Below are 26,030 nucleotides of genomic sequence, written 5' to 3'. Positions count from 1 at the left end.
ATCAAGAAATGCTCTAAATTGACGCCTTTTTTCATAAATTCACCCCTTTTCCTTAAGTTAGGTGAATTATGAGGCAACGTTGGGGTTTTTACCTTTAAATTGGGGGTCCTTCGGTTAGGTTATTTCTGAGGCAATTCGAATCTAAATTTCTAGAGGTGTCCCTAACTTTATCTTAATTTTTATAAAATATAATTGAATTTCCTCTATAGCCTTGAATTGAATAAAAATCTGTAGCACCATGCAAACATGGCAGCAAAGATCATTTTAGTATCATAGTGAGGAATTGATATGGAAGAAAATCAATCATTATTAACTAAACCTCTTATTGTAGATGAGGAAGCTCAATCAACTCATAGTCGTGTTTTTTTGGTCTTTGACGTTCCCAAGGAAAGTGACCTTTCTTGTTACCAAAGAAGTGCTTTGAAAGCTTTAATCGGTGGTCTCCCAACCAGTGTTATTTTTGTAGATGAAAATGATTTCGATGAACATGAAAGAGTGAAGTCGGACAGATTAAATAAATATATTGCTTTAAAAGGCCCTGTTATAAAAGTAAAAATCTTGGGACATCGAGCACTCAACCAACCAGATTCTGATGGGGTATTTAGTAATGAGAATGCTTATCCTAGTGAAAGCAAAACTTGTGGATTATTCTCTAAACGTCAGACTGCTTTTTTTTCTGTTAAAAAAGTGGCTAACCTGATTAGACTAATTAAAGATCCAGCGGTGTTTATACCCAAAGCAGAATCAAAACAGATGGTTAATAAATCTCTTGATAATTATTTAAAAATTTCTATTATCAGTTGTTTTGGAGAAATATTTGCGCAGCATCTTTTTAATGAATTATTTAATAAGGACTCAGAGAGATTGCCGCTTTGTTTCATAACTGCCGGCAGGCAGGATTTATTATTGGAGGATTTACCAATAGTAGGCAAGAGTTATCATCATTATCTTCCATATTCGTTATTGCACCTACTTTTAGTCCTTACCACTGGTTTTGGAATAATGACGGCAGTTGGACGTGGCGCCAAAATAGATGATTTAGCTGAAAATGCACAACTTGGGTTGATTATTTCTGGTAGCATAACAGCATTGCTGTCATTAAATTTTATTAGAAAAATGACAAAGAGTACCAGCGCTGATAAGGTTGTATTTGTGCCAGACTTTACCAACTGTAAAGATAGTAAAGATCTTTCAATTTCTTACGAAATTTTTTCTAAAAGAGATTTTAAGAGGATGATGGAGGAGGCCAAGAGCTATACTATAAAATCAATGGTTTTATAAAACACTCAGATTATGAAAAAAATGTGGTTACCATATTTTACGTGCTTGTTGTCGTTTTATCAAAACTTGTGCCACTTCAGCATTCTTATTCAATCGTAAAGTGATAGCGCCTCCACTCGCCGTATCCAACAATATTGCTAAAATGCGCTGATAACGTGCCAATACCATTGGGCTGGGGAAGTGATAACGATTTTTGTATCCAACCGGAAATAATGCATATTGCGGATGAACCGCGTTAACAAAATCCGTTGTCGATGAAGTACTGCTGCCATGATGCGGAACAACTAAGATTTTTGTAGATAATGCGTCTTGCGACCGTTGCAACAGATAATATTCTGCAGATTCTTCAATATCGCCCGTCAACAACACTGTCTGCTGATTATTCTGACTGATTGCTAACACACAGGAACTGTTATTATCCTGGTGCAATAATTCAGGAGGTGGATAAAGCACCCGAAATACCACCTGATCCCAGCGCCAGGTTTGTCCTTGTCGGCAGACTTGTGCTGACTTTGGCGTAAAACGTTCCGGCACACTGGTAATAATTTGTGACACCGGCATCTGCGCCAACACTGAAAACGCTCCACCAATGTGATCACTATCTCCATGACTAATCATGAGCATATCTAGGCGTTTAATACCCAAACTATGCAAGAATGGCACAATCACGCGTGCTCCGGCATCATCCTGCAAACCCATTTTCGGACCGGCATCAAAGACTAATGTATGATGTGCAGTGCGTATTACCGCAGATAATCCCTGCCCCACATCTAACAAAGTCAACCATACCTCACCTGCCGCAGGTACAGGCGCGCGATAATACAATAATGGCAGCAACCACAACACACCTAGCCAGCGTACTGGTAAACCTTTGGGCGCCAAAAGCAGCAGCATCGCTATGATGGTAGTAGCCAATATCCAAGGATTGGCAATACTCTGCTGCCAGATAGCTCCTGGTGACTGCGCCAGCTTTGCCAACAGCCACCAGATGACTGCAATGATTTTTGCCGCAGCGACTAACAACCAATGTCCTGCGAATGGCCAAATTAATAAAATTAAAGCGCCCGATAAACACAACGGTAATACTAAAATTCCAACCGCGGGGACAGCCAAGGTATTGGCCAGAAAAGCAATCAATGAAGTCTGCTGAAACAGCACCAAGGAAATTGGAATTAAACCTAAGGTAATCACCCATTGCACGCGGGCATACTTCCACCATAATCCGCCTGGATGCACACGACCACTGATGCCATATAATATGACAAATACCGCACCAAAAGATAACCAGAAGCTAACCGTTAACGTAGCGAGGGGATCGACAATTAATACCACTAGTACTGCCAATGCAAATGCATTCCACACTGACAATTGCCGCCGCAAAAATAACCCCAACATAAACAAAGTCAGCATTAAAAGCGCACGCTGTGTCGGTAAGGCAAACCCCGCCAATGCGCTATAAAGCATAGCAGCAGCCAACGAGCCAAAGGCAGCAGCCAATGGTGCCGGCATCCATAACAGACAACGTGTGCTGCGTCGCCAAAGAAAATTTACCAAACAATAGATAAATCCCGCGACAAAGCCAATATGCACGCCGGCAATAGCCATCAGATGATTGGTTCCCGTAGCCTGCATCACCTGCCATTGCTTTTCTGTAATGCCGCTCTGCGCACCCATAATCAGTGCAGTTATTAATCCGCTGGTCGCTTCACCTGCAAGTGTCTGTTGAATTTTTTGCTGCAGATATTGACGGAACTTTCCATTGATATCGTGTAATGAAAATTTATTTGATGTGGGTTGTGAAACCCCGCTGATGATATACCCAGTCGCGCGGATGCGCCGGGCAAATAACCATTTTTCATAGTCAAAGCCACCTGGATTAGCCAAACCGTGCGGCTTTTTTAATCGCACTTGAAACTGCCAATGTGAACCCATGGTTAAAGAAACATTGGCCGGATAATGGAACCAGGACAGCCGCAATCGTGTCAGTTGTACCTGACCATCTAAAGTTTGCAGATTGAATTCAAAATTTGCCTGATCTATCTGAACACGCGGGAGAGACGCAATTACCCCGGTAATGGTGACGGTTTTTCCCTCCCAAGCATTAGGTAGACTCCAGCTGAGAACGCGTTGTGCCGTAAACACCACATAACCACAACCCAATATTGCACACAACACGAAACAGAATAGCCAAGGCACACGCTTTAAAAAAATCCAAGCCAGTGACAACCAAACCACACCCGCCAATATCACCCATGTTAATAAGGGTAAAGTTTTACTAAATTGCAAAACCATAATCCCCATTAAAAATCCTGCCACACTTATATACATGTGTTACTCCCGAATATTTTCGAAAGTTACACTAAAATGGCTGTGATCTAATCGCAATACCGTAATGGCATGAAATGCTGAGGTCTATGAAAATGAAACCAATTACACTAACTGATTAAATAGCTAAAATTTAAAATACTCACTAATACCCGACAAGAACATTTGCACTGAAACAGTCGTTAGAATCATTCCCATTAATCTTTCTACAGCAATTAAGCCGCGCTGACCAAGAATTTTCATTAAAAAGCGTGAACAGAGTAAAACCAAGGTAAATAACACTGAAGCAATGATGAGCGCACCAAACCAAGCACCCATCTGTTCGGGTTGTTGCGTTGCAAATAATAAAACAGTAGCCAAGGTTGCAGGACCTGCTGTTAAAGGCACCGCGAGCGGCACAATAAATGGCTCACCATGAATAGAATCCTGTGCGGTAGTATCTGGATGCGGAAAAATCATACGTAAAGAGATAATAAATAAAACAATGCCGCCGGCTATATTTAATGCCGGTTCGGTAATATTTAAACCATGAAGAATATTGCCCCCAAAAAATAAAAATAGTGTGAGTATGATGAAGGCGATAAAAGATTCTCTGAGGATGATCCAAGCTTGGCGTTTGGGGTGGATATTTTTGAGTATAGATAAAAATAATGGGATATTTCCCAGTGGATCCATAACCAGAATGAGAGTTATTGTGGCTGTATAAAAGCTCATTGTTTGCATAATGATTACTTCTGGGAGAGAAATAAAAGTCCTAACATAACTACTCGCTCCTAAAAAACCAAAAGAACATAAAGCGTTGTCATTCCTGCGCCTGCGCGAAAGAATGACAGTGTTTTTTATAGGGATAAGTAGTTACTCCTAACTTAAGCATAACCGCGTATCAGCTATATTCAATATGCAGCCTGCAAAAGAGCAGAGTGACTAGAAATACTTAACCGATGTACGGCATCCACAAAAAATGCAACATTTTCAACAGGAGTCTCAGGCAGTACGCCATGCCCCAAATTAAAAATATGACCTGTTTCATTACCATAGCGACTTAAAATATGCGCCACTTCCTGTTCAATACGTTCTGGTGTTGCCAATAATACGGAAGGATCCATATTGCCTTGTAAGGCAACTTTTTCTCCAACGCGCGCATGGGCAACACCCATATCCGTCATCCAATCAATACCTAAAGCATCACAACCGCTTTCAGCCATGGCTTCCAACCATTGTCCGCCATTTTTGGTGAATAGGATAATCGGGATGGGTGTCTTCTGATGCTGACGGATAGCCGCGATAATCCGCGTCATATAATTAAGAGAAAATTCATAATAATCTTGTGGGGTTAAAATGCCCCCCCAGGTATCAAAAAGCATCAGTGCTTCTGCACCCGCTTCGATCTGCGCTGTTAAATATTCAGCGACTGCATCAGCCAATAAGGCTAACAGTAAATGCAAGCCTTCTGGATCAGCAAATAACCATTGTTTGATAATGCTAAAATTCTTGCTGGCGCCGCCTTCGACCATATAGGTTGCTAACGTCCAGGGACTACCGGAAAACCCAATTAATGGCACTTTATCTGCTAGTTCGTGTCGCACCATCGTCAGCGTGTCTGTCACATAACGTAATTCATCTGCCATATCGGGGACAGCTAAAGCTTTTATGTCTTCACGAGAACGTACAGGGCGTTCGAATTTTGGGCCTTCGTTTTCTACGAAGTGTAAGCCTAATCCCATGGCATCAGGGATAGTCAGGATATCGGAAAATACAATGGCGGCATCTAGTGGAAAACGTGCCAAGGGTTGTAAGGTGACCTCGCAAGCTAATTCTGGCGTTTTACACAAGTTTAGAAAATCTTTAGCTTGTGCGCGCACGCGGCGGTATTCAGGCAAATAACGGCCTGCCTGGCGCATCAGCCACACTGGTGTTTTATCAACACCTTGGCGGTGCAAGGCGCGAAGGAAGCGGTGTTTTGTTGTTGATGACATACAAGTACCCTGAATTTAATTAAAGGAGCATTATTGAAATAATCGAATAAATTGAGCATCAATCTACACTAAGTGCTATCCGCCTGAGATCCAGCGATCAAGTCGCGGGATCTCAGGCGGATGGCAACCCTTCATTTATTCAATAACGCGCCTTATGAGAGAGAAAGTTCGGTGCGTAACTTGATGCTTATGCCCCATGAAGGAAGGATTGAAACCCTTGTCATTTTACAACAAATGTTTCAAAAACTGCCCCGTATAGGAATTAGCCTGCTGCGCAATGACCTCAGGCGTGCCTGCGGCAATTACCTGTCCGCCTTTTTCGCCACCTTCCGGCCCCAGATCAATAACCCAGTCAGCTGTTTTCACTACATCTAAGTTATGTTCAATGATAATGACGGTATTACCCCGATCACGCAAGCTATGCAAAACTTCTAATAGTTGTTTAACATCATGGAAATGCAAACCTGTGGTCGGCTCATCAAGAATATATAATGTATTACCGGTGTCACGACGTGAAAGTTCTTTGGCAAGTTTAACACGCTGGGCTTCGCCACCCGAAAGTGTGGTAGCACTTTGACCTAAACCAATATAAGACAGACCCACTTCAATGAGCGTCTGCAGTTTACGCGCAATTTGCGGCACAGGATCAAAGAATAAACGCGCTTCCTCAACTGTCATCTCTAAAACTTCATGGATATTTTTACCTTTGTATTTTACTTCCAATGTTTCACGATTATAACGCTGACCTTTGCAAACATCGCATTGCACATAAACATCCGCCAAAAAGTGCATTTCCACTTTAATCAGACCATCCCCTTCACAGGCTTCACAACGCCCACCCTTAACATTAAAGCTAAAACGACCCGCTTGATAACCGCGTGAACGTGCTTCTTGGGTGCCGGCAAATAACTCGCGTATGGGTGTGAACAAGCCAGTATAGGTGGCAGGATTAGAGCGCGGTGTACGACCAATGGGGCTTTGATCTATGGCAACTACCTTATTGAGATGACCCAGACCTGCAATCTGCTTATACGGACCCGGAGTCAAACTTTCCGTACCATTTAATGCACGCGCCATAATGGGGTATAAAGTATCGTTAATCAGGCTGGATTTTCCTGAGCCAGAAACGCCGGTAATGCAAGTGATTAAACCAATGGGAATAGAGACGTCAATATTTTTAAGATTATTACAGGAGGCACCTAATAAACGCAGCATGCTTTTAGGATCAGGTTTTATCCTGGATTCTGGAATTTCGATTTTACGAGCACCTGATAAATATTGCCCTGTCAATGAAGCTTTGGACTGGGTAATTTGTTTAGGCGTGCCTTGAGCGACAATGCGACCGCCATGAACCCCCGCTCCTGGACCAATATCAACGATATAATCGGCGGCACGAATCGCTTCCTCATCATGCTCCACCACAATGACGCTATTGCCAATATCGCGCAAGCGCTTCAAAGTCTGCAACAAGCGATCATTGTCACGCTGGTGCAAACCGATGGACGGTTCGTCGAGGATATACATGACACCAACCAAACCAGAACCAATCTGACTGGCAAGGCGAATGCGCTGTGCTTCACCGCCTGACAATGTATCTGCACTACGTTCCAATGTCAGGTAATCTAATCCAACACTGACTAAAAAGCCCAAGCGCTCATTGATTTCTTTGAGAATACGCGCTGCAATTTTGCCGCGACGTCCAGGCAATGTAAGTTTGGTGAAAAACTGCTGTGATTTTCCAACCGACATGGCAGTCACTTGCGGTAGGCTCGTGTCATTGATGAATACATTGCGTGCTTCTATACGCAATCGTGTGCCTTGGCATGCCGGACAACGGCTCGTGGTCAGGTAATGGGATAAATCTTCACGCACAGCCTCTGATTCGGTCTCGTGATAGCGACGCTCCATGTTGGGAATGATACCTTCAAAGGGATATACCCGCGTGGTGCGTCTTCCACGTTCATTGACATAGGTGAATTCAATTTCCTCTTCGCCACTGCCATAGAGGATTTTTTCTTGCACTTTTTTGCTTAACTGTTGGAAAGGGGTTTCTACATCGAATTTGTAACGCTTAGCTAATGAAGTTAATATCTGAAAATAATAAACATTGCGTCTATCCCAACCACGGATGGCACCGCCGGCTAAACTTAATTCGGGATTTTGTAATATTTTGTTGATGTCAAAAAATTGTTTTACCCCCAATCCCTCACATTCAGGACAAGCGCCCGCTGGGCTATTAAAAGAAAATAATCGTGGTTCTAATTCTGCCAAACTATAGCCGCATAACGTGCAAGCAAATTTGGATGAAAATACGCGACCTTCACCATTGGATTTATCCATTTCAGCTACAATCGCTATACCATCAGCCAAATGCAATGCGGTTTCAAAAGATTCAGCCACGCGTTGGGCAATATCTGGCCTGACTTTAAAACGATCTACTACAACTTCTATAGTATGTTTCTGCCGCAGGTTGAGTTTGGGAGCGGAATCCAGATCGTAGATTTTGCCATTGATACGCGCGCGCACAAAACCCTGACGGCGCAAGGAATCTAATAGTTGTAGGTGTTCACCTTTGCGGCTTTGCACGACCGGTGCTAATATCATCAAGCGCGTATCTTCGGGGTAGGTAAGCACTGCATCTACCATTTGACTAATGGTCTGCGCCTCAAGCAAAGTATGATGCGTGGGGCAAAAGGGCTGACCCGCTCGCGCATAGAGCAAACGCAAATAATCATAGATCTCAGTGATGGTACCTACAGTAGATCGAGGATTATGGGAAGTGGCTTTTTGTTCGATAGAGATGGCTGGAGATAAACCTTCAATATGGTCTACGTCCGGTTTTTGCATGACGGATAAAAATTGCCGCGCGTAAGTAGATAGCGATTCAACATAGCGGCGTTGGCCTTCAGCATATAGGGTATCAAAAGCTAATGAGGACTTACCTGAACCTGACAGGCCAGTAATAACGATGAGTTTATCGCGTGGCAAATCTAGATCGATATTTTTTAAATTATGAGTTCTTGCGCCACGGATTTGGATAGATTGCATAGATTAGATTAGGTTCGGTTAGGCCCTACTTATCATTGTGTCAAGCTTAAATCCTTTTGTGGACCTGGGCATCGAAAATAAGCGTGACTACTGTATCCCTCCCTATGAAAAAGGCGAGGACATTTCTCCCCCTTTGAAAAAAGGGGAGATTTAATAACCTAGCAGAATATATGATTGCTTTATGAAACTCAATGCTCCCACAACACCATTTGAAATTCGCACGGTCTTCTCTTTGGCCGGTATCTTCTCATTTCGTATGCTCGGCCTATTCATTATTTTACCGATATTTGCTTTATATACGCAGCAATTACAAGGCGCTACCCCGACACTCATGGGAATTGCGCTGGGTATTTATGGCCTTACTCAGGCGATTTTTCAAATTCCCTTGGCTATGCTGTCTGATAAAATCGGGCGTAAATCTATTATTACAGCAGGCTTGGTTATTTTTATTGTAGGGAGTGTGATTGCTGCACTCTCACATTCAATTTATGGTGTTATTATCGGTAGAGCATTACAAGGTGCGGGCGCTGTGGGTAGCACCATTCTTGCATTGGTCGCAGATTTAACTAGTATGGAAAACCGTACTAAAGCCATGGCGGTGATAGGTATGACCATCGGCATTTCTTTTGCTGTCGCCATGGTTTTAGGACCTGCACTCAATCTGTGGGTAGGACTATCCGGGATATTCTGGATAACCGCATTATTCGGCATCATCAGTATTATGATATTGTTGTTGTTTGTTCCACAGCCACCACAATTGGTATTTCACCGCGATGCGGAAACTTTGCCAAAATTACTGAAATCGACTTTAGCCAATCTAGAATTACTGCGTCTGAACTTTGGAATTCTCAGTCTGCATGCTTTGTTAACTGCTAGTTTTATTGTTATCCCCGTGATGATTTCACAGCTCCAAGATACCGTAGCAAATCATGCCTGGATAGTTTATTTACCCGCTATGGCGTTTGCTTTTTTCGCTATCATGCCTTGCATTATCGTGTCAGAAAAATATCGGCAAATAAAAGTTTTCTTCGTTGTCATGATTTTTGTATTAGGAATTACCCAATGGTTATTATGGTATTTTCATACTAGTACCTGGGAAATCATCACAATACTTTGTATCTTTTTCACGGCCTTTACTTTTTTGGAAGCAACACTGCCCTCATTGATTTCAAAGATCGCCCCAGTTGGCAGCAAAGGTACCGCTATCGGTGTTTATTCCAGCTCACAGTTCTTTGGTATTTTCCTAGGTGGCAGCCTCGGTGGGTGGGTTTATAGTCATTATCATTTCAATGGCATTTTTATTTTGAACTTAATGTTTATTTTCCTCTGGTTGCTAATCGCAGTGACTATGCGACAACCACCTTACTTAACTACACTCATGCTGCCATTAGGTAATATCAATGAACCACAAGCACAGCTTTTAACTCAAGAATATAGAAAATTAGCCGGTGTCATAGAAGCAGTAGTACTGTTAAATGAGAAAACAGCTTATCTTAAAGTCGATAGAAAGATTCTTGACCTAAATAATTTGTTGAATTTTAATAATAAGTTTAATGATTTCGCGCAATAAAACAAATTTGAATGATATTTTAAACTCATTTATTTTTTTCAATTGAACCGCCTATGCCGCTCAAGGTAATATACCGCCTTTAGGTAATTTTATTGCCTAAAATATTGTTCAGCAGCAAAGGTTTTATAAACCTTATCAAAGTAATCATTTCAGAATTTTTAAGGAGAGAGCTATATGGCTAGAGGTGTAAATAAAGTCATTCTAATCGGAAACTTGGGAAGTGACCCTGAGGTTCGCTATACCCCAAGTGGCAGCGCGGTAGCCAATGTTAATTTGGCAACTAGTGAAAGCTGGAGAGATAAAACCAGTGGAGAATTGCAAGACCGTACTGAATGGCACCGCATCGTATTTTTTAATCGCTTGGCTGAGATTGTAGGCGAATATTTACACAAAGGCTCTAAAATCTATGTTGAAGGTAGTTTGAGAACCCGCAAATGGCAAGATAAAAATGGCATTGAGCGTCATACCACAGAAATTATCGCCAATGAAATGCACATACTTGACAGCCGCAGTGGCTCCCCTCACCATCCCCACCAACCACACCATCATCATACACAGTTAGATGGTTCAGAAGATGCTGATAAAGCTATCAAAATTCATCCGCAACCTGTTGCACTAGAAACAGCGCAGATAGGTAATGATTTTGAGGATGATATTCCGTTTTAAGCAAGAAGAATCCATTCAGACAATTTCCAGATTATGGGAATTGTCTGGATTTATCGCTTAATCTGCTGGCTGCTTTTCGTTTCTATCGCTGCGCTGTTGAATAAATCAAATAAATTGAATGAATCTATACTTCATGCAACCGCCTGAGATCCACGATCCAGTCGCGGGATGACGAGTATTTTGGATAGCTGATGAATAATTTGGGTGACTTTTGCCATCCCCTAAGCTACGTCATCCCGCGACTGGATCGCGGGATCTCAGGCGGTTGACACTAAGCGCAGCATGGCAATCGCATTGAATTTTCCAGCTTTCATTAGGCCCGTCGTCCCCAGCATGGATACCGGAATCTAGTTGACAAGGAGATTAAAGTTTCGCATTTCTGCGGCGGAGTTCTTCTCTCCAAGAAAGAAAAAGATAAGATGAGAGTTATTTAAAGGATCAGAAACTTCTGTAGGACACAAAAAAAACAGTCCTTTTTTCGCACCCTACAGATATCAGAAAGAATGAACTATTCTTCAGCTTCAGTTTCCGATTCAAATTCACGATCGACTAATTCAACATAGGCCATAGGTGCGTTATCTCCTGGTCTAAAGCCACATTTGAGTATGCGCAAATAACCGCCCGGTCTTTCTTTAAACCTGGGACCTACCTCTTTAAACAATTTGCCAACGACAGCCTTATCTCGCAAACGATCAAAAGCTAATCGGCGCCGCGCCACTTCATCAACTTTAGCTAGGGTAATTAAAGGCTCAGCAAAGCCTCGTAATTCCTTAGCTTTAGCCACAGTGGTTCTGATTATTTCATGTTCAATCAAAGAAACCACCATATTACGGAACATCGCTTTGCGATGGCTACTGGTTCGATTTAAGTGTCTCCCACTTTTTCTATGTCGCATCGTCTTATCCTAGTTCTTTATCTGAATCTGGTGCAGGTAGTTCATCTGGTTTCATACCCAAATGTAAGTTACGTGCTGCCAGAACGGCTTTAATTTCAGTGAGGGATTTTTTGCCTAAATTTGGTGTCTTTAGTAAATCCGATTCAGAGCGTTGTACCAAGTCAGCAATGGAATTAATACTTTCTGCTTTTAAGCAATTTGCAGCACGTACAGTTAACTCAAGATCTTCCACTGGGCGTAGTAATAATGGATTTATCTTACGAGATTTTTCTTTAGGTGATTGCAATGCTGCATGTTTCAATTCTACAAAGGATGCTAATTGACGTTGCAGAATGGTCGCTGAATAACGAATGGCATCTTCAGGATTCAAAGTGCCATTGGTTTCAATTTCAAGAATCAGTTTATCTAAGTCGGTACGCTTTTCAACACGCGCATTTTCGACTTGATAAGACACACGACGCACCGGTGAAAAAGAAGCATCTAATTGCAATTTTCCAACTGGCTTCCCAGTACCTGTTGTATCTACCCAGGCTCCTGAAGGAACATAACCTCGGCCTACAGCCACTTTCAGATTCATCTTCAGTCTTCCCGCTTTAGTCAAATGCGCGATGACATGTTCAGGATTGACTATTTCTGCATCATGTTCCAGTACTATATCACCAGCGACCACAGGACCAGGACCCTTCTTATCTAGAGACAGTAATACTTCATTACGGCCATGCAGCTTGATAGCTATGCCTTTGAGGTTAAGTAAAATGTCTATGACATCTTCTCTTACCCCTTCAATAGAACTGTACTCATGTAGCACCCCATCAATTTCAACTTCAACTATGGCAGCTCCTGGCATAGAAGAAAGCAAAATGCGGCGCAAAGCATTCCCCAGGGTATGACCAAAACCACGCTCTAATGGTTCAAGCACAATCCTCGAATGCGTAGGTGTTATTGACTGCACCTGAATATTGCGGGGTGTTAAAAAGCTGCTATAAATATCTTGCATATCTGTACCTCTATTTCGAGAAAAGCTCGATCACGAGACTTACTTTAAATATTGCTGGGAAGTCTGCTGGGTCTGGATAGGATTTGAATACCCCTCGCATTTCCTGAGAGTTTACATCTAACCACTGTGCTTGTGGCCTTTGCTGGGCTAATTCCAGAGCTGCCGCAATTCTAAGTTGTTTTCGAGATCTTTCTCTCACTTGAATCACATCATTAGGACGCACTAAATAGGAAGGAATGTTAACTACTTTACCATTGACAGTAATCGCTTTGTGGCCAACCAATTGTCTAGCTTCAGCGCGAGTACTGGCAAAGCCCATGCGATAAACAATATTATCCAACCTAGATTCCAGTAATTTTAACAGATTTTCACCTGTTGAACCTTTTTGGCGGTCAGCTTCTTCGTAGCAATTTAAAAATTGTCGTTGTAGCACACCATAGTAGCGTTTAATTAGCTGCTGCATTCGCAATTGAACGCCATAGTCAGAAAGCCTACCGTGTTTTTGACCATGCTGTCCAGGCTGGGTATCCAATTTGCATTTAGTCTCTATTGCACGCACACCGCTTTTAAGCATTAGATCGGTGCCTTCACGCCGGGACAATTTACATTTAGGGCCTAAATATCTAGCCATTAAAAACTCCAAATAGATATGAACTCTTAAAAGCTGTGACTACCGAAGGCAATAACAGCTTCCATTCTTAGAATAACAGACTACACCCGACGTTTTTTCGGTGGGCGACAACCATTGTGTGGCAATGGGGTTACATCAATAATATTCGTGATAGTAAATCCGTTTGAATAAAAGGCACGAATTGCCGATTCACGGCCTGGCCCTGGGCCCTTAACCAATACTACTAGCATTTTCATGCCAATTTCTTTAACTATTTGAGCTACTTTTTCAACTGCTACTTGAGCTGCAAATGGAGTACCTTTACGCGATCCTCGAAAACCACTACCGCCTGCTGTAGCCCAAGCTAAAGCATTACCTTGCCGATCAGTGATAGTAATCAAAGTATTATTAAAAGATGCTTGTATATGGGCAATGCCTTCTTGCACCTTGCGTTTTATTTTTTTACGTGTACGTACTGTTTTTGGATCTGCCATTATTTATATCCTGCTTTACTTGCGAATTGGTTTTGCTTTGCCCTTACGAGTACGGGCATTGGTTTTGGTGCGCTGTCCTCTTACTGGAAGACCACGTCTGTGTCGCAATCCACGATAGCAGCCAAGATCCATGAGCCTTTTAATGTTCATGGAAATCTCTCTACGTAAATCGCCTTCTACCAAAGGAAATTTGCCGACCTCACGTCGCAATGCTTCTACCTCAGCTTCTGTGAGATCACTGATTTTAACCTCTGGATTTATGCCAGCTTCAGCACAGATGACATTGGCACGTGCATTACCAATACCATAGATAGCCGTTAAAGCAATGCGTGTATGCTTTCGTTCAGGAATGTTAACACCCGCGATACGAACAACCATTTAATGCTCTCCTACAAAAACTAATTAAGTTGCCAAGGCTTCCGCCAAAAACAGTATTTTCAAGCAGCGTTCCAGCTAATTAACAAACTAGACTGCTCCATGACATTAAACATGATAGCAAAAAATAAGGCCAGGGTATTTGCTGAAAATCTGTCAGCATACCGGTCTAAATGCAAAAAATCAACCTTGTCTTTGTTTATGTCGCGCGTCTTTGCTACAAATAATTCGCAATACCCCATTACGGCGAATCACTTTGCAGGAACGACACATTTTTTTCACTGAAACTCTCACTTTCATGAGGATCTCCTCCACTAAAACTAATTCAAAGCAGCAACTACCTTCCCTTTGAAAAGGGGGATTTAAAGAGGATCACGTACTCATAGTCAATCGGCACCCAAAACTCTTTAAACCTCACCACTTTTGCAAAGAGGGTAATATTCAGCGCTGCAAACCTGTACTACGCCCTTTTAAATTTGCTTTTTTCATGATTGATTCATATTGGTGAGATACAAGATGCGCTTGTACTTGTGCCATAAAATCCATCAACACTACTACTACAATCAAAAGTGATGTACCACCAAAATAAAAAGGTACATGCCAGGTTACTATGAAAAATTCAGGTAATAATGACACTAAGGTAAGGTACATAGCGCCCACTAAAGTTAATCGTGTCATTACTAAATCAACATATTGAGCTGTCTGCTCACCTGGACGCAACCCCGGTATAAAAGCACCTGACTTTTTAAGATTATCAGCCGTTTCTTTAGGATTGAATACTAATGCTGTATAAAAAAAACAAAAGAAAATAATCGCTATAGCATCAAATAACATAAATAATGGCTGACCAGGCTGCAACATTAAACTGATCTTTGTCAACCAACTCATCCCAGGTACGGATGAAAACCATTGGGCAATAGTACCAGGAAATAAAATAATACTTGAAGCAAATATAACTGGAATAACCCCAGACATGTTAATTTTTAAGGGCAAATGACTGCTCTGTGCAGCATAAATTTTTCTACCTTGCTGCCGTTTAGCGTAATTTACAGTAATTCGACGCTGGCCACGCTCTACAAATACTACGAAAGCAGTAATGCATAAAACCACGATAACTAATAACAATAGAGAGATAACTTGCATTTGGCCTTGTCTGACCTGCCCCATCACTTCAGCAATAGCTGCTGGGAATCTAGAGACAATACCAGCAAAAATGATAAGAGATATACCGTTTCCAATACCTCTTTCAGTAATCTGCTCTCCAAGCCACATTAAAAACATAGTTCCCGTAACTAATGTTAAAGTGGCAGTAAAATAAAAACTAAACCCAGGGTTAATGACCGTGCCATTACTGACTAACCATCTCGATATACCTAATGCTTGGAAAGTGGCTAATATTAATGTGCCATACCTTGTGTACTGATTGATTTTTCGTCGCCCCGACTCGCCTTCTTTTTTCAGCTGTTCCAATTTAGGAGAAATGACCGTAAATAACTGCATGATAATGGATGCAGAAATATATGGCATGACATTCAAAGCAAAAACGGTAAAGCGCTGGAGAGCACCACCAGAAAACATATTGAACAGGCCTAAAATACCATTTTGTTGATTTTTAAATAAATCAGCTAAGCGTTCAGGATTAATGCCAGGTACAGGAATATGTGCACCAATGCGATAAATAATAATGCCAATAAGGACAAATAAAAGTCTACGCTTGAGTTCCCCCAAACCACCTTGTGAGAGGCCTAATCCTAACTTGGGCTGTGCCATTTATTCTTCAACCTTTCCGCCAGCTTGTTCGATCGCTTTTTTAGCACCTGCAGTCACTTTTATACCCTGAAGAGTAACAGGTTTATCAATTTTCCCTGACAAAATAACTTTAACTGTTTTAGCTTGTACAGGCACAATATTGGCCCTTTTTAAGGCATCTAAATTAATCTGATTTCCATCAACTTTTAATAGTTCATGCAACCGAACTTCGACCGAAAACTGAGCTTGTGCTGAAGTGAAACCAAATTTAGGTAGACGACGTTGCAAAGGCATTTGACCGCCCTCAAAACCAACTTTATGATAGCCGCCAGCACGCGCATGCTGACCTTTATGCCCCCTGCCGCAGGTCTTTCCCAAACCTGATCCTATGCCACGACCGACACGTTTAGGGGCTTGCTTAGCTCCAGGGGCTGGTTTTAATGTATTCAAGTGCATATAAAAATCTCTTTGTTTTGTGCAGCATTCAAGAAAAATTAACCTTCCTTTTTTTAAAAGGGAGGATACAGCAATCACTTTAGCCTAACGCTTATAGACCTTGGGGAGAAAGAAACTTGACTATAACTCTTCCACTGTCAATAAATAAGCAATTTTATTTATCATACCTCGATTTGGAGAGGTATTTTCTACCACACGAATCTGATTGATTCGGCGTAATCCTAAACCATTAGCGCAAGCAATATGGCCAGGAAGTCGCCCACTGAGACTTTTTATTAATTTAATTTTTAGCTGTTTTGATTGAGCAGCTTTCATATGAGACTCACTTATTCAAGAATTTCTTCGACAGTTTTACCACGCTTTTCAGCAATAGCTGCTGGTGACGCCATGGATTTTAAACCTTTTACAGTAGCTCTGACTACATTCATAGGATTAGATGAGCCTATGCATTTAGCCAAAACGTTAGATACACCCATCACTTCAAATACCGCGCGCATTGCATTACCTGCAATCACTCCAGTACCTTCAGAGGCTGGTTTTATCAATACTTTAGTAGCGCCATGACGAGCTATGATAGTGTGTTGCAAAGTATTGCCATTTAGCTCAATTTGAATCAAGCTACGCCTGGCGCTTTCCATTGCTTTTTGAATGGCGGCCGGTACTTCACGGGCTTTACCTCGACCAAAACCAAACTTACCTTTACCATTACCCACAACGACCAATGCTGAAAATCCAAAAATTCGGCCACCCTTAACGACTTTAGCTGTACGATTGACGGCGACTAATTTTTCCTGGAATCCATCACTAGTTACTTCAATTTCTGCACTACTCATGAATAAACCCTTTTAAAAATCTAACCCACCCTCGCGAGCGCCATCAGCTAGTGCTTTAACTCTCCCGTGGTATCTAAAACCTGCGCGATCGAATGCGATCTTTTTTACTCCCGCTTCCAATGCACGTTTTGCAATGAGCATACCCACTTCTTTAGCTGCTTTCACATTGCCACCAAAAGATAGTGTACTTTTAATCTCTTTATCTAAGGTTGAAGCAGATACGATCACACTAGCTCCATTAGGCGCAATAATTTGTGCATAAATATGACGCGGAGTTCTATTAACACAAAGCCTTACCGCTTCAAGTTTTCGAATTGTGGCTCGACCACGCTGAGCTCGACGCAAGCGTTGTAATTTTTTATTCATTATTTCTTCTTACCTTCTTTTAGATGAATTTTCTCATCGGAGTAACGAACCCCTTTGCCTTTATAGGGCTCTGGCGGTCTAAATGCGCGAATATCAGCGGCAACCTGCCCTACTGCTTGTTTATCAATGCCTTTTACGACTATTTCGGTCTGGCTAGGAGTTTCAACAGAAATACCTTTAGGAACGGTGTATTTAACTGGATGGGAAAATCCTAACGATAAAGAGAGTACATTACCTTGCGCCTGGGCACGATATCCTACTCCTACCAAGGTCAGTTTTCGTTCAAAACCTTGTGTCACACCTATAACCATATTGTATAACAATGCCCTAGTAGTGCCAGCAATTGCATCCGCTGCTTTTAGGTCGACTTCCTGCTTAGGAGATAATTTTATAACATTTCCGTCTTTTTCTAGGTTGACGGCAAAATGAATTTCCTGTTGTACGGAACCTTTGCTTCCTTTGATTGTCAATAGCTGCCCATTAAGGGTGGCTTCGACACCTGAGGGAAGAGTAATCGGTTTTTTTGCTACTCTTGACATGAATGCCTCCTAATAGACATAGCACAAAACTTCACCACCATGACCTGAAGCTCTAGCGGCTCTATCAGTCATTAATCCTTTTGGTGTTGAGATAATAGCGATGCCTAAGCCATTTTGAACTTTCGGTAATTCCCGTTTAGTTTTGTATTGACGCAAACCAGGTCTACTGATCCGTTTGATTTCACTGATAACTGGAGCACCTAAATGATATTTTAAATTAATTAATAGGAGAGGCTTGCCTTCATGTTCTACTTTTTCATAACCGTTAACATAGCCTTCTGTTTTTAATAACTTGGCAATGGCATGTTTTAGCTTGGAATAAGGCATTAAGACTTCTTTTTTATTCACTGCCTGAGCATTGCGCAGCCGAGTAAGCATATCTGCAATGGGATCTTGTAAACTCATTTGGACTTTTAACCTCTTTTCACCGTTTTTCGGCTTAAAAATATAAACACATATACCCACGTTGTAATCGCAGTACATGCCTTCTCTTAAAAAAATTTACCAGCTTGATTTAGACAAACCAGGTACATCGCCATGCATAGCAGATTGGCGCAAGCAAATTCGGCACAAAGCAAACCTTCTATAAACAGAACGTGGTCTGCCACATTGATGGCAACGTCTTTTAACTCGACAGGGACTTTCATCGCGTGGTCTTTTATTTAATTGCAAAGCAGCTGCCAATTTTTCTTCATATGAACTAGTAGGACTAGCTATAATGGAGCTTAGTTCACGACGTTTAACCTTAGCTTTGGTACTTAATTTAACTCGACGATTTTCACGAGCTATCATGGATTTTTTTGCCATCTGTAAAATCTCAATCCTTAAATGGAAATTGAAAACTGGCTAGCAATGCCCGAGCTTCGGCATCTGATTTAGCCGTCATGGTGATTGTAATATTTAAACCACGAATTTTATCTATTTTATCGTAGTCAATTTCAGGAAATACGATTTGCTCACGTATTCCTAATGTATAATTGCCAGTTCCATCAAAAGCCTTACCACTCATACCTCTAAAATCGCGTATACGAGGAATAGCTATACTGATCAATCGATCCAGGAATTCATACATCCGCTCGCCACGCAGGGTGACTTTGCAACCGATAGGCCATCCTTCACGGATCTTGAATCCAGCTATAGAGTTTCGTGCATTGGTCACAATCGGCTTCTGTCCGGCAATGCGAGACATATCTGCTTGTGCATGCTCAATCACTTTTTTATCACTGACAGCTTCGCCCACACCCATATTGAGTGTGATTTTGGTAATGCGAGGCACTTGCATTACACTGCTGTAATTAAATTTATTCATTAAATCTTTTACGATTTTATCTCGATATAACTGCTTTAATCTAGCTGTCATTATTCTTATAACCCTTATAAATCAATGACTTCATTATTTGATTTGAAATAACGGACTTTTTTGCCATTTTCCAAAACTTTAAAACCTACTCGATCTATTTTTTGAGTAACTGGATTATATAAAGCCACATTTGAAACATGAATTGGCAATTCTTTTTCAATAATCCCGCCTTCAACACCGCGCTGCGGATTAGGTCGAACATGCTTTTTCACAATGTTAACGCCTTTGACAATCACGTAGTTAACTTTAGTGCAACGCTCAACTTCGCCTTGACGTCCCTTATCTTTGCCGGTGATAACAACTACAACATCACCTTTTTTTACTTTTAATGCCATGATTTAAGACTCACACTGTAAAAAGAAAAATATCTCCCCTTAGAAAAAGGGGTTTGGAGGATTTAAAGAAGTGATGAAGTGCCTTTATAAATAATACATATACTTCAAAACTGTTTAAATTCCCCCCGCAAGCCTAACGACTTGCGCCCCCTTTTTCAAAGGGGGAGAATGAATATGGTCGGTTATAATACTTCAGGGGCTAAAGAAATAATCTTCATAAAGTTTTCGCCACGCAATTCACGTGTCACTGGTCCAAATATACGTGTACCAATTGGCTGCAATTGGTTATTCAGTAATACAACTGCATTATTATCAAAGCGTATTAAAGACCCATCTTGTCGGCGTACACCTTTAGCCGTGCGAACAACCACTGCGTTCAACACTTCACCTTTTTTGACCTTACCACGTGGAATAGCTTCTTTCACACTGACTTTGATGACATCGCCAATAGAAGCATAACGTCGTTTTGATCCACCTAATACTTTGATACACATGACCCGACGTGCTCCACTGTTATCGGCCACATCAAGAACTGACTGCATTTGTATCATTTTTTTATTCCTCTACCAAATGTTATCCTGAATCAGGGTTGGTGATTTTATCACGTTACGCACAAAATGCACGTACAAAAACACTTTTTCTTGCTATTCTCCAAATCTTCTCCAATTGTGGGAGAAAAAAAGATTACTGTGCTTTTTCGATAATCTCTACTAATTCCCAGTTTTTAGTTTTTGATATGGGACGACATTCTTTTATTAGTACGACATCGCCAATCTGGGATTTATTTTCACGGTCATCGACATGCAATTTAGTAGAACGTCGTAAATATTTACCATACACAGGATGTTTAACTTTCCGTTCTACTCTAACGACTATAGAGTTAGTCATTTTATTGCTAATAACAACTCCGCTAATGGTGCGAATGTTTTTTTTAACTGATTCGTTCATCATTCACCTGTTTTCTTTTCATGAATTATGGTTTTAACGCGTGCAATATTACGTCGCACTTTTTTAAATTGATTGGACTTAGCTTCAACGCCTTGAGTCACTTTTTGCATGCGCAAATTAAATTGTTCACGTAATAATTCATGCAATTCATTATTTAATTCGTTGATTGTTTTATTTCTTAATTCAGTTATTTCCATTACATCACCGTTCTTTCAATGAAAACAGTTGCCATAGGAAGTTTAGCAGCAGCGAGTGCAAATGCTTCACGAGCTAAATCTTCTGGAACACCTTCCATTTCAAATAACACTCGTCCTGGTTGAATTTGGGCAACCCAGTATTCAACAGGTCCTTTACCTTTACCTTGTCGAACTTCTAAAGGTTTTTTTGTAATAGGCTTATCTGGAAATACCCGTATCCAAATTTTACCACCACGTTTAATGTGTCGGGTTATGGCTCGACGAGCTGCCTCAATTTGACGCGCAGTCAGGCGACCGCGACCCAATGCTTTTAAGCCAAACTCACCGAAACTAATTTTCGAACCGCGAATCGCTAAACCACGATTTCGATCCTTAAATTGCTTCCGAAATTTTGTTCGCTTCGGTTGTAACATTCTTTTTCCCCTCTGAAGCTTTTATCGATCTTTATCTTTAGGAGTTGAATCTTTAGAAGAAAGTGCTTCTTTAATCACTTTATCAGCAACGGCTTTTTTAAATATCTCACCCTTAAAGATCCAAACTTTAACACCGATAATGCCATAAGTTGTCAGCGCAGTTGCTGTCGCATAATCAATATCGGCACGGAAAGTATGAAGCGGTACTCTACCCTCACGATACCACTCAGTTCTAGCAATTTCACTTCCGCCTAAACGTCCGGCTACAGTAATTTTAATTCCTAAAGCACCTTGTTTCATTGCGGTCTGCACTGCACGTTTCATGGCACGTCTAAACATGACACGGCGTTCAATTTGCTGTGCAACACTTTGCGCTACCAAAGCCGCATCCAATTCAGGTTTGCGAACTTCTTCAATATTAATATGTACTGGCACTCCCATCATTTTGCCGACATCTTGACGCAACTCATCGACATCACCACCTTTCTTGCCAATAATGACCCCAGGTCTAGCGGTGTGAATTGTAATACGCGCATTGCGAGCCGGCCGTTCAATCTGAACTCGACTCACTGAAGCAGCTGCCAATTTTTTTTCTAAATACGCACGTACTTTGAGATCAACATTCAAGTAATCAGCATATTGTGTACCCGCATACCATTTAGATGTCCAATCTTTAATGATGCCTAATCGAATACCTATTGGATTGACCTTTTGTCCCATGCAATTCTCTCTCATTTTTTATTTGATTCTCAGCAATCTTCACCATAATGTAAAGCATCACTAAGCAACAGCAACAGTTAGCTCTCCATCCTAAAAAGGAGAGTCACGAAGTAAACAGTAGGTTTAAGCTCCAGTTTCATCCGATACTTTTACAGTAATATGGCAGGTTCGCTTTAAAATGCGAGCACCGCGACCTCTAGCACGAGCGTGCATGCGTTTGAATGTGGGGCCTTCATCAACAAAGACGGTAGATACTTTTAACTCATCTATATCTGCACCTTCATTATGTTCAGCATTGGCAATAGCTGAATCTAGCGTTTTTTTAAGCATCGCAGCAGCTTTTTTAGTGCTAAAACTTAACACATTGACTGCTTTTGAAACTGATAAACCACGTATTTGATCAGCTACCAAACGAGCTTTTTGCGCTGAAATTCGCGCATATCGATATTTTGCAGCGATTTCCATTTTTAATCCCCTTCTTTTTTAGCTTTCTTATCACCCGAATGACCACGAAATGTACGGGTATGCGCAAATTCACCTAATTTATGTCCAACCATATTTTCAGTTACATATATGGGAACATGTTGACGTCCATTGTGAACTGCAATGGTAATTCCAAGCATTTCAGGAAGAATCATTGATCGACGCGACCAAGTCTTAATTGGGCGCTTACTATCTTTTGTAGCTGCGTCTTGCACTTTTTTTAATAAGTGATGATCTACAAAGGGCCCTTTTTTTATTGAACGCGGCACGTTTCAACCTCATAGTTTAAAATTTAGATAACTACTTACTCCCTTTGAAAAAGGGGAGTTTTCTGTGATCGCGGGTCTCGCCCACTTTAAATTTTGCAAGCACCCGCTCGCACTCCAGGATCCTAAACTCCTTATTTACCTCGCTTTTCAAAGTGAGGAATAAAAAGAAAAATCGGGAGTTTTTACTTATTTACTACGTCTATCTTTAATAATCATACTGGTAGTCCGTTTATTCTTACGTGTTTTGTATCCTTTAGTGGGGATACCATTTGGACTTACAGGATGACGACCACCTGATGTACGACCTTCGCCTCCACCATGCGGGTGATCAACGGGGTTCATGGCTACACCACGTACTGTGGGCCTTATACCTCTCCATCTTGAAGCACCTGCTTTTCCTAAAGAACGTAAGTTATGCTCTGAATTAGATACTTCACCAATTGAGGCACGGCATGAGGATAAAACTCGGCGAATTTCACCAGAACGAATTCGTATCAATGCATAATTAGCCTCTCTAGCGACTAATTGTGCGGAACCACCAGCACTGCGAATCAATTGAGCACCTTTGCCTGGTTTTAATTCAATACAATGAATAGTAGCGCCTACTGGTATGTTTTGCAAAGGCATACAATTACCTGGTTTAATGGGGGCGCCAACACCCGATGTCACTTCAGCTCCAGCTGATAAACCTTTAGGAGCAATAATATAACGCCGCTCACCATCGCTATATAAAATTAAAGCGATATATGCAGAACGGTTAGGATCATATTCTATATGCTCAACTTTTCCAATAATATTTTCTTTATCACGTTTGAAATCAATAACGCGATAATGTTTTTTATGTCCACCGCCTCTACGTCTTACGGTAATGCGTCCCTGATTATTTCTAGCGCTAATACGCTTCTTGGTTTTAAGCAGGGGTTTATGCGGGCTACCTTTATGTAATTCCGGGTTCACAACTTTAATGACGAAACGGCGTCCTGGTGAAGTTGGTTTTGTTTTAACTAGCATAATATAATTCCTATCTTCTTGGCATGTTTATGCACCAGCGAGGTCAATTTTATGACCTTCAGCCAATTTGACATAAGCTTTTTTCCAAGCTTTTCGTTGACCTTGAATTTTTCCAAAGCGTCGGGTTTTACTTTTTACGCGACTGACTTGGACGGCATTAACCTTGACATTAAATAATAATTCCACTGCCTGTTTAATTTCCGGCTTTGTTGCGTCATTAAGCACTTTAAACACATATTGGCGATTAATATTTGCTAAGGCACTTTTTTCAGTAACGCGTGGAGCTAACAAAACTTTCATTAGGTACTCTTCGTGAGCTACATTACTCATTGTAATTTTTCCTCCACCTGTTTAAGCGCATTAACAGTTATTAATACATGGTCGAAAGCAACTAAATTAGCTGGGCTAATCTGTGCTGGAGAGCAAATTTGTACTTTATGTAGATTACGCGCCGCAAGCATGACATTACGCTCAACTTCTTCACTGACTATCAGCACCTTATCAACATTGAAAGCTTGTAATTTGTTCACCAAATCACGTGTTTTAGGTTCGGGTAAGGAAAAATCTTGTACTAATACTAGACGATCTTGTCTTACCAACTCAGATAAAATGGAACACATGGCGCTTTCATACATCTTGCGATTAACTTTTTGAGAATAATCTCTGGGGGTTGCTGCAAAAACTTTACCACCTTTACGCCATAAGGGACTGCGTATGGTTCCGGCTCTGGCACGGCCCGTCCCTTTTTGTCGCCAGGGTTTGACACCACCACCACTTACCTCAGCACGGGTTTTCTGTGCTTTAGTTCCAGCGCGAGCGCCCGCTAAATAGGCAGTCAGTACCTGGTGGATCAAAGGTTCATTGAAAGCAGTACCAAAAACAGTATCAGAAACTGCAATTTTATGCTGTGCTGCTTGGTCTTTATCGGGAGTTACTATTTGTATTTCCACAGCTTATTTCTCCCCACTTTTAACAGATGATCGAATCACTACATAGCCACCAATCGCTCCAGGAACGACTCCTTTTACAAACAATAGGTTCTTATCATTATCTATGCGAACAACTTCTTGATTTTGTATAGTTCGACGCACATTACCTAATTGACCAGCCATTTTTTTACCACGAAATACTCGACCTGGGCTTTGGTTCATACCAACAGAGCCGGGAACACGATGCGATAAAGAATTGCCGTGTGTCGCATCTTGTGATCGGAAATGGTGACGTTTAATAGTACCGGCAAAACCTTTTCCTTTTGTGGTACCAGCAATATCAACTTTTTGACCCACCTCGAATAGATCTACTTTCAACTCTTGGCCTAAGGTAATTTCTTCCCCTTCCTTATCCTCAAGTGAAAACTCCCAAAGACCGCGGCCGGCTTGCACATTTGACTTAGCATAGTGACCTGCTAGCGGCTTATTGATGCGTGAAGGCAGCTGACTTCCAGCAGTAATCTGCAGAGCACGATATCCGTCAATTTCAACTGTTTTTACCTGGGTCACGCGATTTGAATCTACATGTATTACAGTAACAGGTATGGATACACCGTCATCTGTAAAAATGCGAGTCATTCCGTATTTGCAACCAACTAACCCTATGGGCATTGTTATTACTCCACAAACTTTTTAATCTACACTGATTTGGACATCCACGCCAGCCGCCAAATCTAATTTCATTAAAGCATCTACTGTTTTATCAGTAGGCTGAATAATATCTACCAAGCGTTTATGAGTACGCATTTCATATTGATCCTGCGCATCCTTGTCAGCATTGGGTGATACCAATACTGAAAATCGTTCAATTTGCGTAGGTAATGGTATAGGCCCACGAATTTGCGCTCCAGTTCGCTTAGCGGTCTCTACAATTTCGTAGGTGGCTATATCAATCAGGCGATGGTCAAATGCTTTTAAACGAATTCGTATTCTCTGATTTTTTTTCACGAGTGCGACCATTATTCAATCACCCTGGCGACTACTCCTGCACCCACTGTACGGCCACCTTCGCGAATCGCGAATTTTAAACCTTTTTCCATCGCAATTGGAGCAATTAAGGTAATCGTCATCTGGATATTATCTCCAGGCATCACCATCTCTACACCTTCTGGCAACTGCACTTCG

The 26,030-nt window shown here is 41.4% G+C and carries 36 protein-coding genes; 3 read left to right on the top strand and 33 right to left on the bottom strand.

What is annotated here, in order from left to right; genetic code table 11:
• Nucleotides 1-288: 288 nt before the first annotated feature.
• Nucleotides 289-1,281, top strand: coding sequence for a hypothetical protein (locus VHE99_00730; protein HVV67553.1), 993 nt, complete (start codon nucleotides 289-291; stop codon nucleotides 1,279-1,281).
• A 27-nt stretch (nucleotides 1,282-1,308) separates the two neighbouring features.
• On the opposite strand, the gene VHE99_00725 is transcribed toward VHE99_00730, so the two are convergent.
• The 4 genes from VHE99_00725 to uvrA form a co-directional block, all read right to left on the bottom strand.
• Nucleotides 1,309-3,609, bottom strand: a complete 2,301-nt coding sequence (locus VHE99_00725; GenBank protein HVV67552.1) for a DNA internalization-related competence protein ComEC/Rec2 — start codon at nucleotides 3,607-3,609, stop codon at nucleotides 1,309-1,311.
• A 123-nt stretch (nucleotides 3,610-3,732) separates the two neighbouring features.
• On the bottom strand, nucleotides 3,733-4,320 hold the full coding sequence (locus tag VHE99_00720; protein HVV67551.1) for a MarC family protein: 588 nt from the start codon (nucleotides 4,318-4,320) through the stop codon (nucleotides 3,733-3,735).
• Nucleotides 4,321-4,499: 179 nt separating this feature from the next.
• Nucleotides 4,500-5,582 carry a uroporphyrinogen decarboxylase gene (hemE, locus tag VHE99_00715; protein ID HVV67550.1) on the bottom strand — a complete coding sequence of 361 codons (1,083 nt, stop codon included), beginning with the start codon at nucleotides 5,580-5,582 and terminating at the stop codon, nucleotides 4,500-4,502.
• Nucleotides 5,583-5,807: 225 nt separating this feature from the next.
• Nucleotides 5,808-8,630, bottom strand: a complete 2,823-nt coding sequence (gene uvrA / locus VHE99_00710; GenBank protein HVV67549.1) for an excinuclease ABC subunit UvrA — start codon at nucleotides 8,628-8,630, stop codon at nucleotides 5,808-5,810.
• 181 nt (nucleotides 8,631-8,811) lie between these two features.
• On the opposite strand from uvrA, the gene VHE99_00705 reads away from it, so the two are divergent.
• A complete protein-coding gene (locus VHE99_00705; GenBank protein HVV67548.1) occupies nucleotides 8,812-10,200 on the top strand; it encodes an MFS transporter in 1,389 nt (462 codons plus the stop codon).
• Between the two features lie 174 nt (nucleotides 10,201-10,374).
• Entirely contained in the window at nucleotides 10,375-10,866 is a 492-nt protein-coding gene (gene ssb, locus VHE99_00700; protein ID HVV67547.1) for a single-stranded DNA-binding protein, read from the top strand.
• Between the two features lie 508 nt (nucleotides 10,867-11,374).
• On the opposite strand, the gene rplQ is transcribed toward ssb, so the two are convergent.
• From rplQ to tuf, 29 genes are all read right to left on the bottom strand, one after another.
• A complete protein-coding gene (gene rplQ, locus VHE99_00695) occupies nucleotides 11,375-11,761 on the bottom strand; it encodes a 50S ribosomal protein L17 (protein HVV67546.1) in 387 nt (128 codons plus the stop codon).
• 4 nt (nucleotides 11,762-11,765) lie between these two features.
• Complete coding sequence (gene rpoA / locus VHE99_00690) at nucleotides 11,766-12,758, bottom strand: DNA-directed RNA polymerase subunit alpha (protein HVV67545.1); 993 nt, start codon at nucleotides 12,756-12,758, stop codon at nucleotides 11,766-11,768.
• A gap of 10 nt (nucleotides 12,759-12,768) precedes the next feature.
• The gene (gene rpsD, locus VHE99_00685; protein HVV67544.1) at nucleotides 12,769-13,389 is read right to left on the bottom strand and encodes a 30S ribosomal protein S4; all 621 of its coding nucleotides are present in this window, start codon (nucleotides 13,387-13,389) and stop codon (nucleotides 12,769-12,771) included.
• 80 nt (nucleotides 13,390-13,469) lie between these two features.
• Nucleotides 13,470-13,862: a 30S ribosomal protein S11 gene (rpsK, locus tag VHE99_00680; protein HVV67543.1), complete on the bottom strand. Its 393-nt coding sequence runs from the start codon at nucleotides 13,860-13,862 to the stop codon at nucleotides 13,470-13,472.
• Nucleotides 13,863-13,877: 15 nt separating this feature from the next.
• Nucleotides 13,878-14,240 (bottom strand): 30S ribosomal protein S13, encoded by a 363-nt coding sequence (gene rpsM / locus VHE99_00675; protein HVV67542.1) that lies wholly within the window; start codon nucleotides 14,238-14,240, stop codon nucleotides 13,878-13,880.
• A gap of 180 nt (nucleotides 14,241-14,420) precedes the next feature.
• Nucleotides 14,421-14,537: a 50S ribosomal protein L36 gene (gene rpmJ / locus VHE99_00670; protein HVV67541.1), complete on the bottom strand. Its 117-nt coding sequence runs from the start codon at nucleotides 14,535-14,537 to the stop codon at nucleotides 14,421-14,423.
• Nucleotides 14,538-14,678: 141 nt separating this feature from the next.
• On the bottom strand, nucleotides 14,679-16,007 hold the full coding sequence (gene secY, locus VHE99_00665) for a preprotein translocase subunit SecY (GenBank protein ID HVV67540.1): 1,329 nt from the start codon (nucleotides 16,005-16,007) through the stop codon (nucleotides 14,679-14,681).
• The gene (gene rplO / locus VHE99_00660) at nucleotides 16,008-16,442 is read right to left on the bottom strand and encodes a 50S ribosomal protein L15 (GenBank protein HVV67539.1); all 435 of its coding nucleotides are present in this window, start codon (nucleotides 16,440-16,442) and stop codon (nucleotides 16,008-16,010) included.
• A 120-nt stretch (nucleotides 16,443-16,562) separates the two neighbouring features.
• Entirely contained in the window at nucleotides 16,563-16,757 is a 195-nt protein-coding gene (gene rpmD, locus VHE99_00655; GenBank protein ID HVV67538.1) for a 50S ribosomal protein L30, read from the bottom strand.
• An 11-nt stretch (nucleotides 16,758-16,768) separates the two neighbouring features.
• Nucleotides 16,769-17,275 carry a 30S ribosomal protein S5 gene (rpsE, locus tag VHE99_00650; protein ID HVV67537.1) on the bottom strand — a complete coding sequence of 169 codons (507 nt, stop codon included), beginning with the start codon at nucleotides 17,273-17,275 and terminating at the stop codon, nucleotides 16,769-16,771.
• Between the two features lie 12 nt (nucleotides 17,276-17,287).
• A complete protein-coding gene (gene rplR / locus VHE99_00645) occupies nucleotides 17,288-17,641 on the bottom strand; it encodes a 50S ribosomal protein L18 (protein ID HVV67536.1) in 354 nt (117 codons plus the stop codon).
• On the bottom strand, nucleotides 17,641-18,180 hold the full coding sequence (gene rplF / locus VHE99_00640) for a 50S ribosomal protein L6 (GenBank protein ID HVV67535.1): 540 nt from the start codon (nucleotides 18,178-18,180) through the stop codon (nucleotides 17,641-17,643). Before rplF ends, rplR begins: the two co-directional genes overlap by 1 nt.
• A 9-nt stretch (nucleotides 18,181-18,189) precedes the next feature.
• Nucleotides 18,190-18,585: a 30S ribosomal protein S8 gene (gene rpsH, locus VHE99_00635; GenBank protein ID HVV67534.1), complete on the bottom strand. Its 396-nt coding sequence runs from the start codon at nucleotides 18,583-18,585 to the stop codon at nucleotides 18,190-18,192.
• Between the two features lie 96 nt (nucleotides 18,586-18,681).
• Nucleotides 18,682-18,987 (bottom strand): 30S ribosomal protein S14, encoded by a 306-nt coding sequence (gene rpsN, locus VHE99_00630; GenBank protein ID HVV67533.1) that lies wholly within the window; start codon nucleotides 18,985-18,987, stop codon nucleotides 18,682-18,684.
• Between the two features lie 10 nt (nucleotides 18,988-18,997).
• Complete coding sequence (gene rplE, locus VHE99_00625; protein HVV67532.1) at nucleotides 18,998-19,540, bottom strand: 50S ribosomal protein L5; 543 nt, start codon at nucleotides 19,538-19,540, stop codon at nucleotides 18,998-19,000.
• Nucleotides 19,541-19,554: 14 nt separating this feature from the next.
• Entirely contained in the window at nucleotides 19,555-19,875 is a 321-nt protein-coding gene (gene rplX / locus VHE99_00620; GenBank protein HVV67531.1) for a 50S ribosomal protein L24, read from the bottom strand.
• Between the two features lie 182 nt (nucleotides 19,876-20,057).
• Entirely contained in the window at nucleotides 20,058-20,426 is a 369-nt protein-coding gene (gene rplN / locus VHE99_00615) for a 50S ribosomal protein L14 (protein HVV67530.1), read from the bottom strand.
• A gap of 133 nt (nucleotides 20,427-20,559) precedes the next feature.
• Entirely contained in the window at nucleotides 20,560-20,823 is a 264-nt protein-coding gene (gene rpsQ / locus VHE99_00610; protein HVV67529.1) for a 30S ribosomal protein S17, read from the bottom strand.
• Nucleotides 20,823-21,020, bottom strand: a complete 198-nt coding sequence (rpmC, locus tag VHE99_00605) for a 50S ribosomal protein L29 (GenBank protein ID HVV67528.1) — start codon at nucleotides 21,018-21,020, stop codon at nucleotides 20,823-20,825. Before rpmC ends, rpsQ begins: the two co-directional genes overlap by 1 nt.
• A complete protein-coding gene (gene rplP / locus VHE99_00600; protein HVV67527.1) occupies nucleotides 21,020-21,433 on the bottom strand; it encodes a 50S ribosomal protein L16 in 414 nt (137 codons plus the stop codon). The genes rpmC and rplP overlap by 1 nt, the downstream gene beginning before the upstream one ends.
• Nucleotides 21,434-21,454: 21 nt before the next feature.
• Nucleotides 21,455-22,153, bottom strand: a complete 699-nt coding sequence (gene rpsC / locus VHE99_00595; protein HVV67526.1) for a 30S ribosomal protein S3 — start codon at nucleotides 22,151-22,153, stop codon at nucleotides 21,455-21,457.
• Nucleotides 22,154-22,276: 123 nt separating this feature from the next.
• Nucleotides 22,277-22,618, bottom strand: a complete 342-nt coding sequence (gene rplV / locus VHE99_00590) for a 50S ribosomal protein L22 (GenBank protein ID HVV67525.1) — start codon at nucleotides 22,616-22,618, stop codon at nucleotides 22,277-22,279.
• A gap of 2 nt (nucleotides 22,619-22,620) precedes the next feature.
• On the bottom strand, nucleotides 22,621-22,905 hold the full coding sequence (rpsS, locus tag VHE99_00585) for a 30S ribosomal protein S19 (GenBank protein HVV67524.1): 285 nt from the start codon (nucleotides 22,903-22,905) through the stop codon (nucleotides 22,621-22,623).
• A gap of 186 nt (nucleotides 22,906-23,091) precedes the next feature.
• Nucleotides 23,092-23,919: a 50S ribosomal protein L2 gene (gene rplB / locus VHE99_00580; GenBank protein ID HVV67523.1), complete on the bottom strand. Its 828-nt coding sequence runs from the start codon at nucleotides 23,917-23,919 to the stop codon at nucleotides 23,092-23,094.
• 24 nt (nucleotides 23,920-23,943) lie between these two features.
• A complete protein-coding gene (rplW, locus tag VHE99_00575; GenBank protein HVV67522.1) occupies nucleotides 23,944-24,246 on the bottom strand; it encodes a 50S ribosomal protein L23 in 303 nt (100 codons plus the stop codon).
• Complete coding sequence (rplD, locus tag VHE99_00570; GenBank protein HVV67521.1) at nucleotides 24,243-24,815, bottom strand: 50S ribosomal protein L4; 573 nt, start codon at nucleotides 24,813-24,815, stop codon at nucleotides 24,243-24,245. Before rplD ends, rplW begins: the two co-directional genes overlap by 4 nt.
• Nucleotides 24,816-24,869: 54 nt before the next feature.
• Nucleotides 24,870-25,517 carry a 50S ribosomal protein L3 gene (gene rplC / locus VHE99_00565; GenBank protein ID HVV67520.1) on the bottom strand — a complete coding sequence of 216 codons (648 nt, stop codon included), beginning with the start codon at nucleotides 25,515-25,517 and terminating at the stop codon, nucleotides 24,870-24,872.
• A 21-nt stretch (nucleotides 25,518-25,538) separates the two neighbouring features.
• Nucleotides 25,539-25,865 (bottom strand): 30S ribosomal protein S10, encoded by a 327-nt coding sequence (rpsJ, locus tag VHE99_00560; protein HVV67519.1) that lies wholly within the window; start codon nucleotides 25,863-25,865, stop codon nucleotides 25,539-25,541.
• The coding region (tuf, locus tag VHE99_00555; protein ID HVV67518.1) for an elongation factor Tu at nucleotides 25,865-26,030 on the bottom strand (166 nt) is incomplete at its 5' end. The genes tuf and rpsJ, both read right to left, overlap by 1 nt.

The organism is Gammaproteobacteria bacterium (assembly GCA_035546635.1).
In the GTDB taxonomy this organism is placed as follows: domain Bacteria; phylum Pseudomonadota; class Gammaproteobacteria; order JAURND01; family JAURND01; genus DASZWJ01.
The sequence above is the reverse complement of the archived record's forward strand: the minus strand, read 5'-3'. Positions and strand labels throughout refer to the sequence as shown.

Excerpts from the sequence above, each read along its gene's own strand:
- rplC (HVV67520.1), bottom strand. The coding sequence starts at position 25,517 with ATGCCCATAGGGTTAGTTGGTTGCAAATACGGAATGACTCGCATTTTT.
- rplN (HVV67530.1), bottom strand. The coding sequence starts at position 20,426 with ATGATACAAATGCAGTCAGTTCTTGATGTGGCCGATAACAGTGGAGCA.
- VHE99_00705 (HVV67548.1), top strand. The coding sequence starts at position 8,812 with ATGAAACTCAATGCTCCCACAACACCATTTGAAATTCGCACGGTCTTC.
- hemE (HVV67550.1), bottom strand. The coding sequence starts at position 5,582 with ATGTCATCAACAACAAAACACCGCTTCCTTCGCGCCTTGCACCGCCAA.
- rpsJ (HVV67519.1), bottom strand. The coding sequence starts at position 25,865 with ATGGTCGCACTCGTGAAAAAAAATCAGAGAATACGAATTCGTTTAAAA.
- rplO (HVV67539.1), bottom strand. The coding sequence starts at position 16,442 with ATGCACTTGAATACATTAAAACCAGCCCCTGGAGCTAAGCAAGCCCCT.
- rplE (HVV67532.1), bottom strand. The coding sequence starts at position 19,540 with ATGACAGCTAGATTAAAGCAGTTATATCGAGATAAAATCGTAAAAGAT.
- rpsD (HVV67544.1), bottom strand. The coding sequence starts at position 13,389 with ATGGCTAGATATTTAGGCCCTAAATGTAAATTGTCCCGGCGTGAAGGC.
- rpsN (HVV67533.1), bottom strand. The coding sequence starts at position 18,987 with ATGGCAAAAAAATCCATGATAGCTCGTGAAAATCGTCGAGTTAAATTA.
- rplR (HVV67536.1), bottom strand. The coding sequence starts at position 17,641 with ATGAATAAAAAATTACAACGCTTGCGTCGAGCTCAGCGTGGTCGAGCC.
- rpsK (HVV67543.1), bottom strand. The coding sequence starts at position 13,862 with ATGGCAGATCCAAAAACAGTACGTACACGTAAAAAAATAAAACGCAAG.
- VHE99_00730 (HVV67553.1), top strand. The coding sequence starts at position 289 with ATGGAAGAAAATCAATCATTATTAACTAAACCTCTTATTGTAGATGAG.
- rplX (HVV67531.1), bottom strand. The coding sequence starts at position 19,875 with ATGGCATTAAAAGTAAAAAAAGGTGATGTTGTAGTTGTTATCACCGGC.
- rplW (HVV67522.1), bottom strand. The coding sequence starts at position 24,246 with ATGAGTAATGTAGCTCACGAAGAGTACCTAATGAAAGTTTTGTTAGCT.
- VHE99_00720 (HVV67551.1), bottom strand. The coding sequence starts at position 4,320 with ATGAGCTTTTATACAGCCACAATAACTCTCATTCTGGTTATGGATCCA.
- rplP (HVV67527.1), bottom strand. The coding sequence starts at position 21,433 with ATGTTACAACCGAAGCGAACAAAATTTCGGAAGCAATTTAAGGATCGA.
- VHE99_00725 (HVV67552.1), bottom strand. The coding sequence starts at position 3,609 with ATGTATATAAGTGTGGCAGGATTTTTAATGGGGATTATGGTTTTGCAA.
- rpsC (HVV67526.1), bottom strand. The coding sequence starts at position 22,153 with ATGGGACAAAAGGTCAATCCAATAGGTATTCGATTAGGCATCATTAAA.
- rpmC (HVV67528.1), bottom strand. The coding sequence starts at position 21,020 with ATGGAAATAACTGAATTAAGAAATAAAACAATCAACGAATTAAATAAT.
- rpsM (HVV67542.1), bottom strand. The coding sequence starts at position 14,240 with ATGGTTGTTCGTATCGCGGGTGTTAACATTCCTGAACGAAAGCATACA.
- ssb (HVV67547.1), top strand. The coding sequence starts at position 10,375 with ATGGCTAGAGGTGTAAATAAAGTCATTCTAATCGGAAACTTGGGAAGT.
- rplQ (HVV67546.1), bottom strand. The coding sequence starts at position 11,761 with ATGCGACATAGAAAAAGTGGGAGACACTTAAATCGAACCAGTAGCCAT.
- rpsQ (HVV67529.1), bottom strand. The coding sequence starts at position 20,823 with ATGAACGAATCAGTTAAAAAAAACATTCGCACCATTAGCGGAGTTGTT.
- rpmD (HVV67538.1), bottom strand. The coding sequence starts at position 16,757 with ATGAAAGCTGCTCAATCAAAACAGCTAAAAATTAAATTAATAAAAAGT.
- rplF (HVV67535.1), bottom strand. The coding sequence starts at position 18,180 with ATGTCAAGAGTAGCAAAAAAACCGATTACTCTTCCCTCAGGTGTCGAA.
- rpmJ (HVV67541.1), bottom strand. The coding sequence starts at position 14,537 with ATGAAAGTGAGAGTTTCAGTGAAAAAAATGTGTCGTTCCTGCAAAGTG.
- uvrA (HVV67549.1), bottom strand. The coding sequence starts at position 8,630 with ATGCAATCTATCCAAATCCGTGGCGCAAGAACTCATAATTTAAAAAAT.
- rpsE (HVV67537.1), bottom strand. The coding sequence starts at position 17,275 with ATGAGTAGTGCAGAAATTGAAGTAACTAGTGATGGATTCCAGGAAAAA.
- rplV (HVV67525.1), bottom strand. The coding sequence starts at position 22,618 with ATGGAAATCGCTGCAAAATATCGATATGCGCGAATTTCAGCGCAAAAA.
- secY (HVV67540.1), bottom strand. The coding sequence starts at position 16,007 with ATGGCACAGCCCAAGTTAGGATTAGGCCTCTCACAAGGTGGTTTGGGG.
- rpsH (HVV67534.1), bottom strand. The coding sequence starts at position 18,585 with ATGAGTTTACAAGATCCCATTGCAGATATGCTTACTCGGCTGCGCAAT.
- rpoA (HVV67545.1), bottom strand. The coding sequence starts at position 12,758 with ATGCAAGATATTTATAGCAGCTTTTTAACACCCCGCAATATTCAGGTG.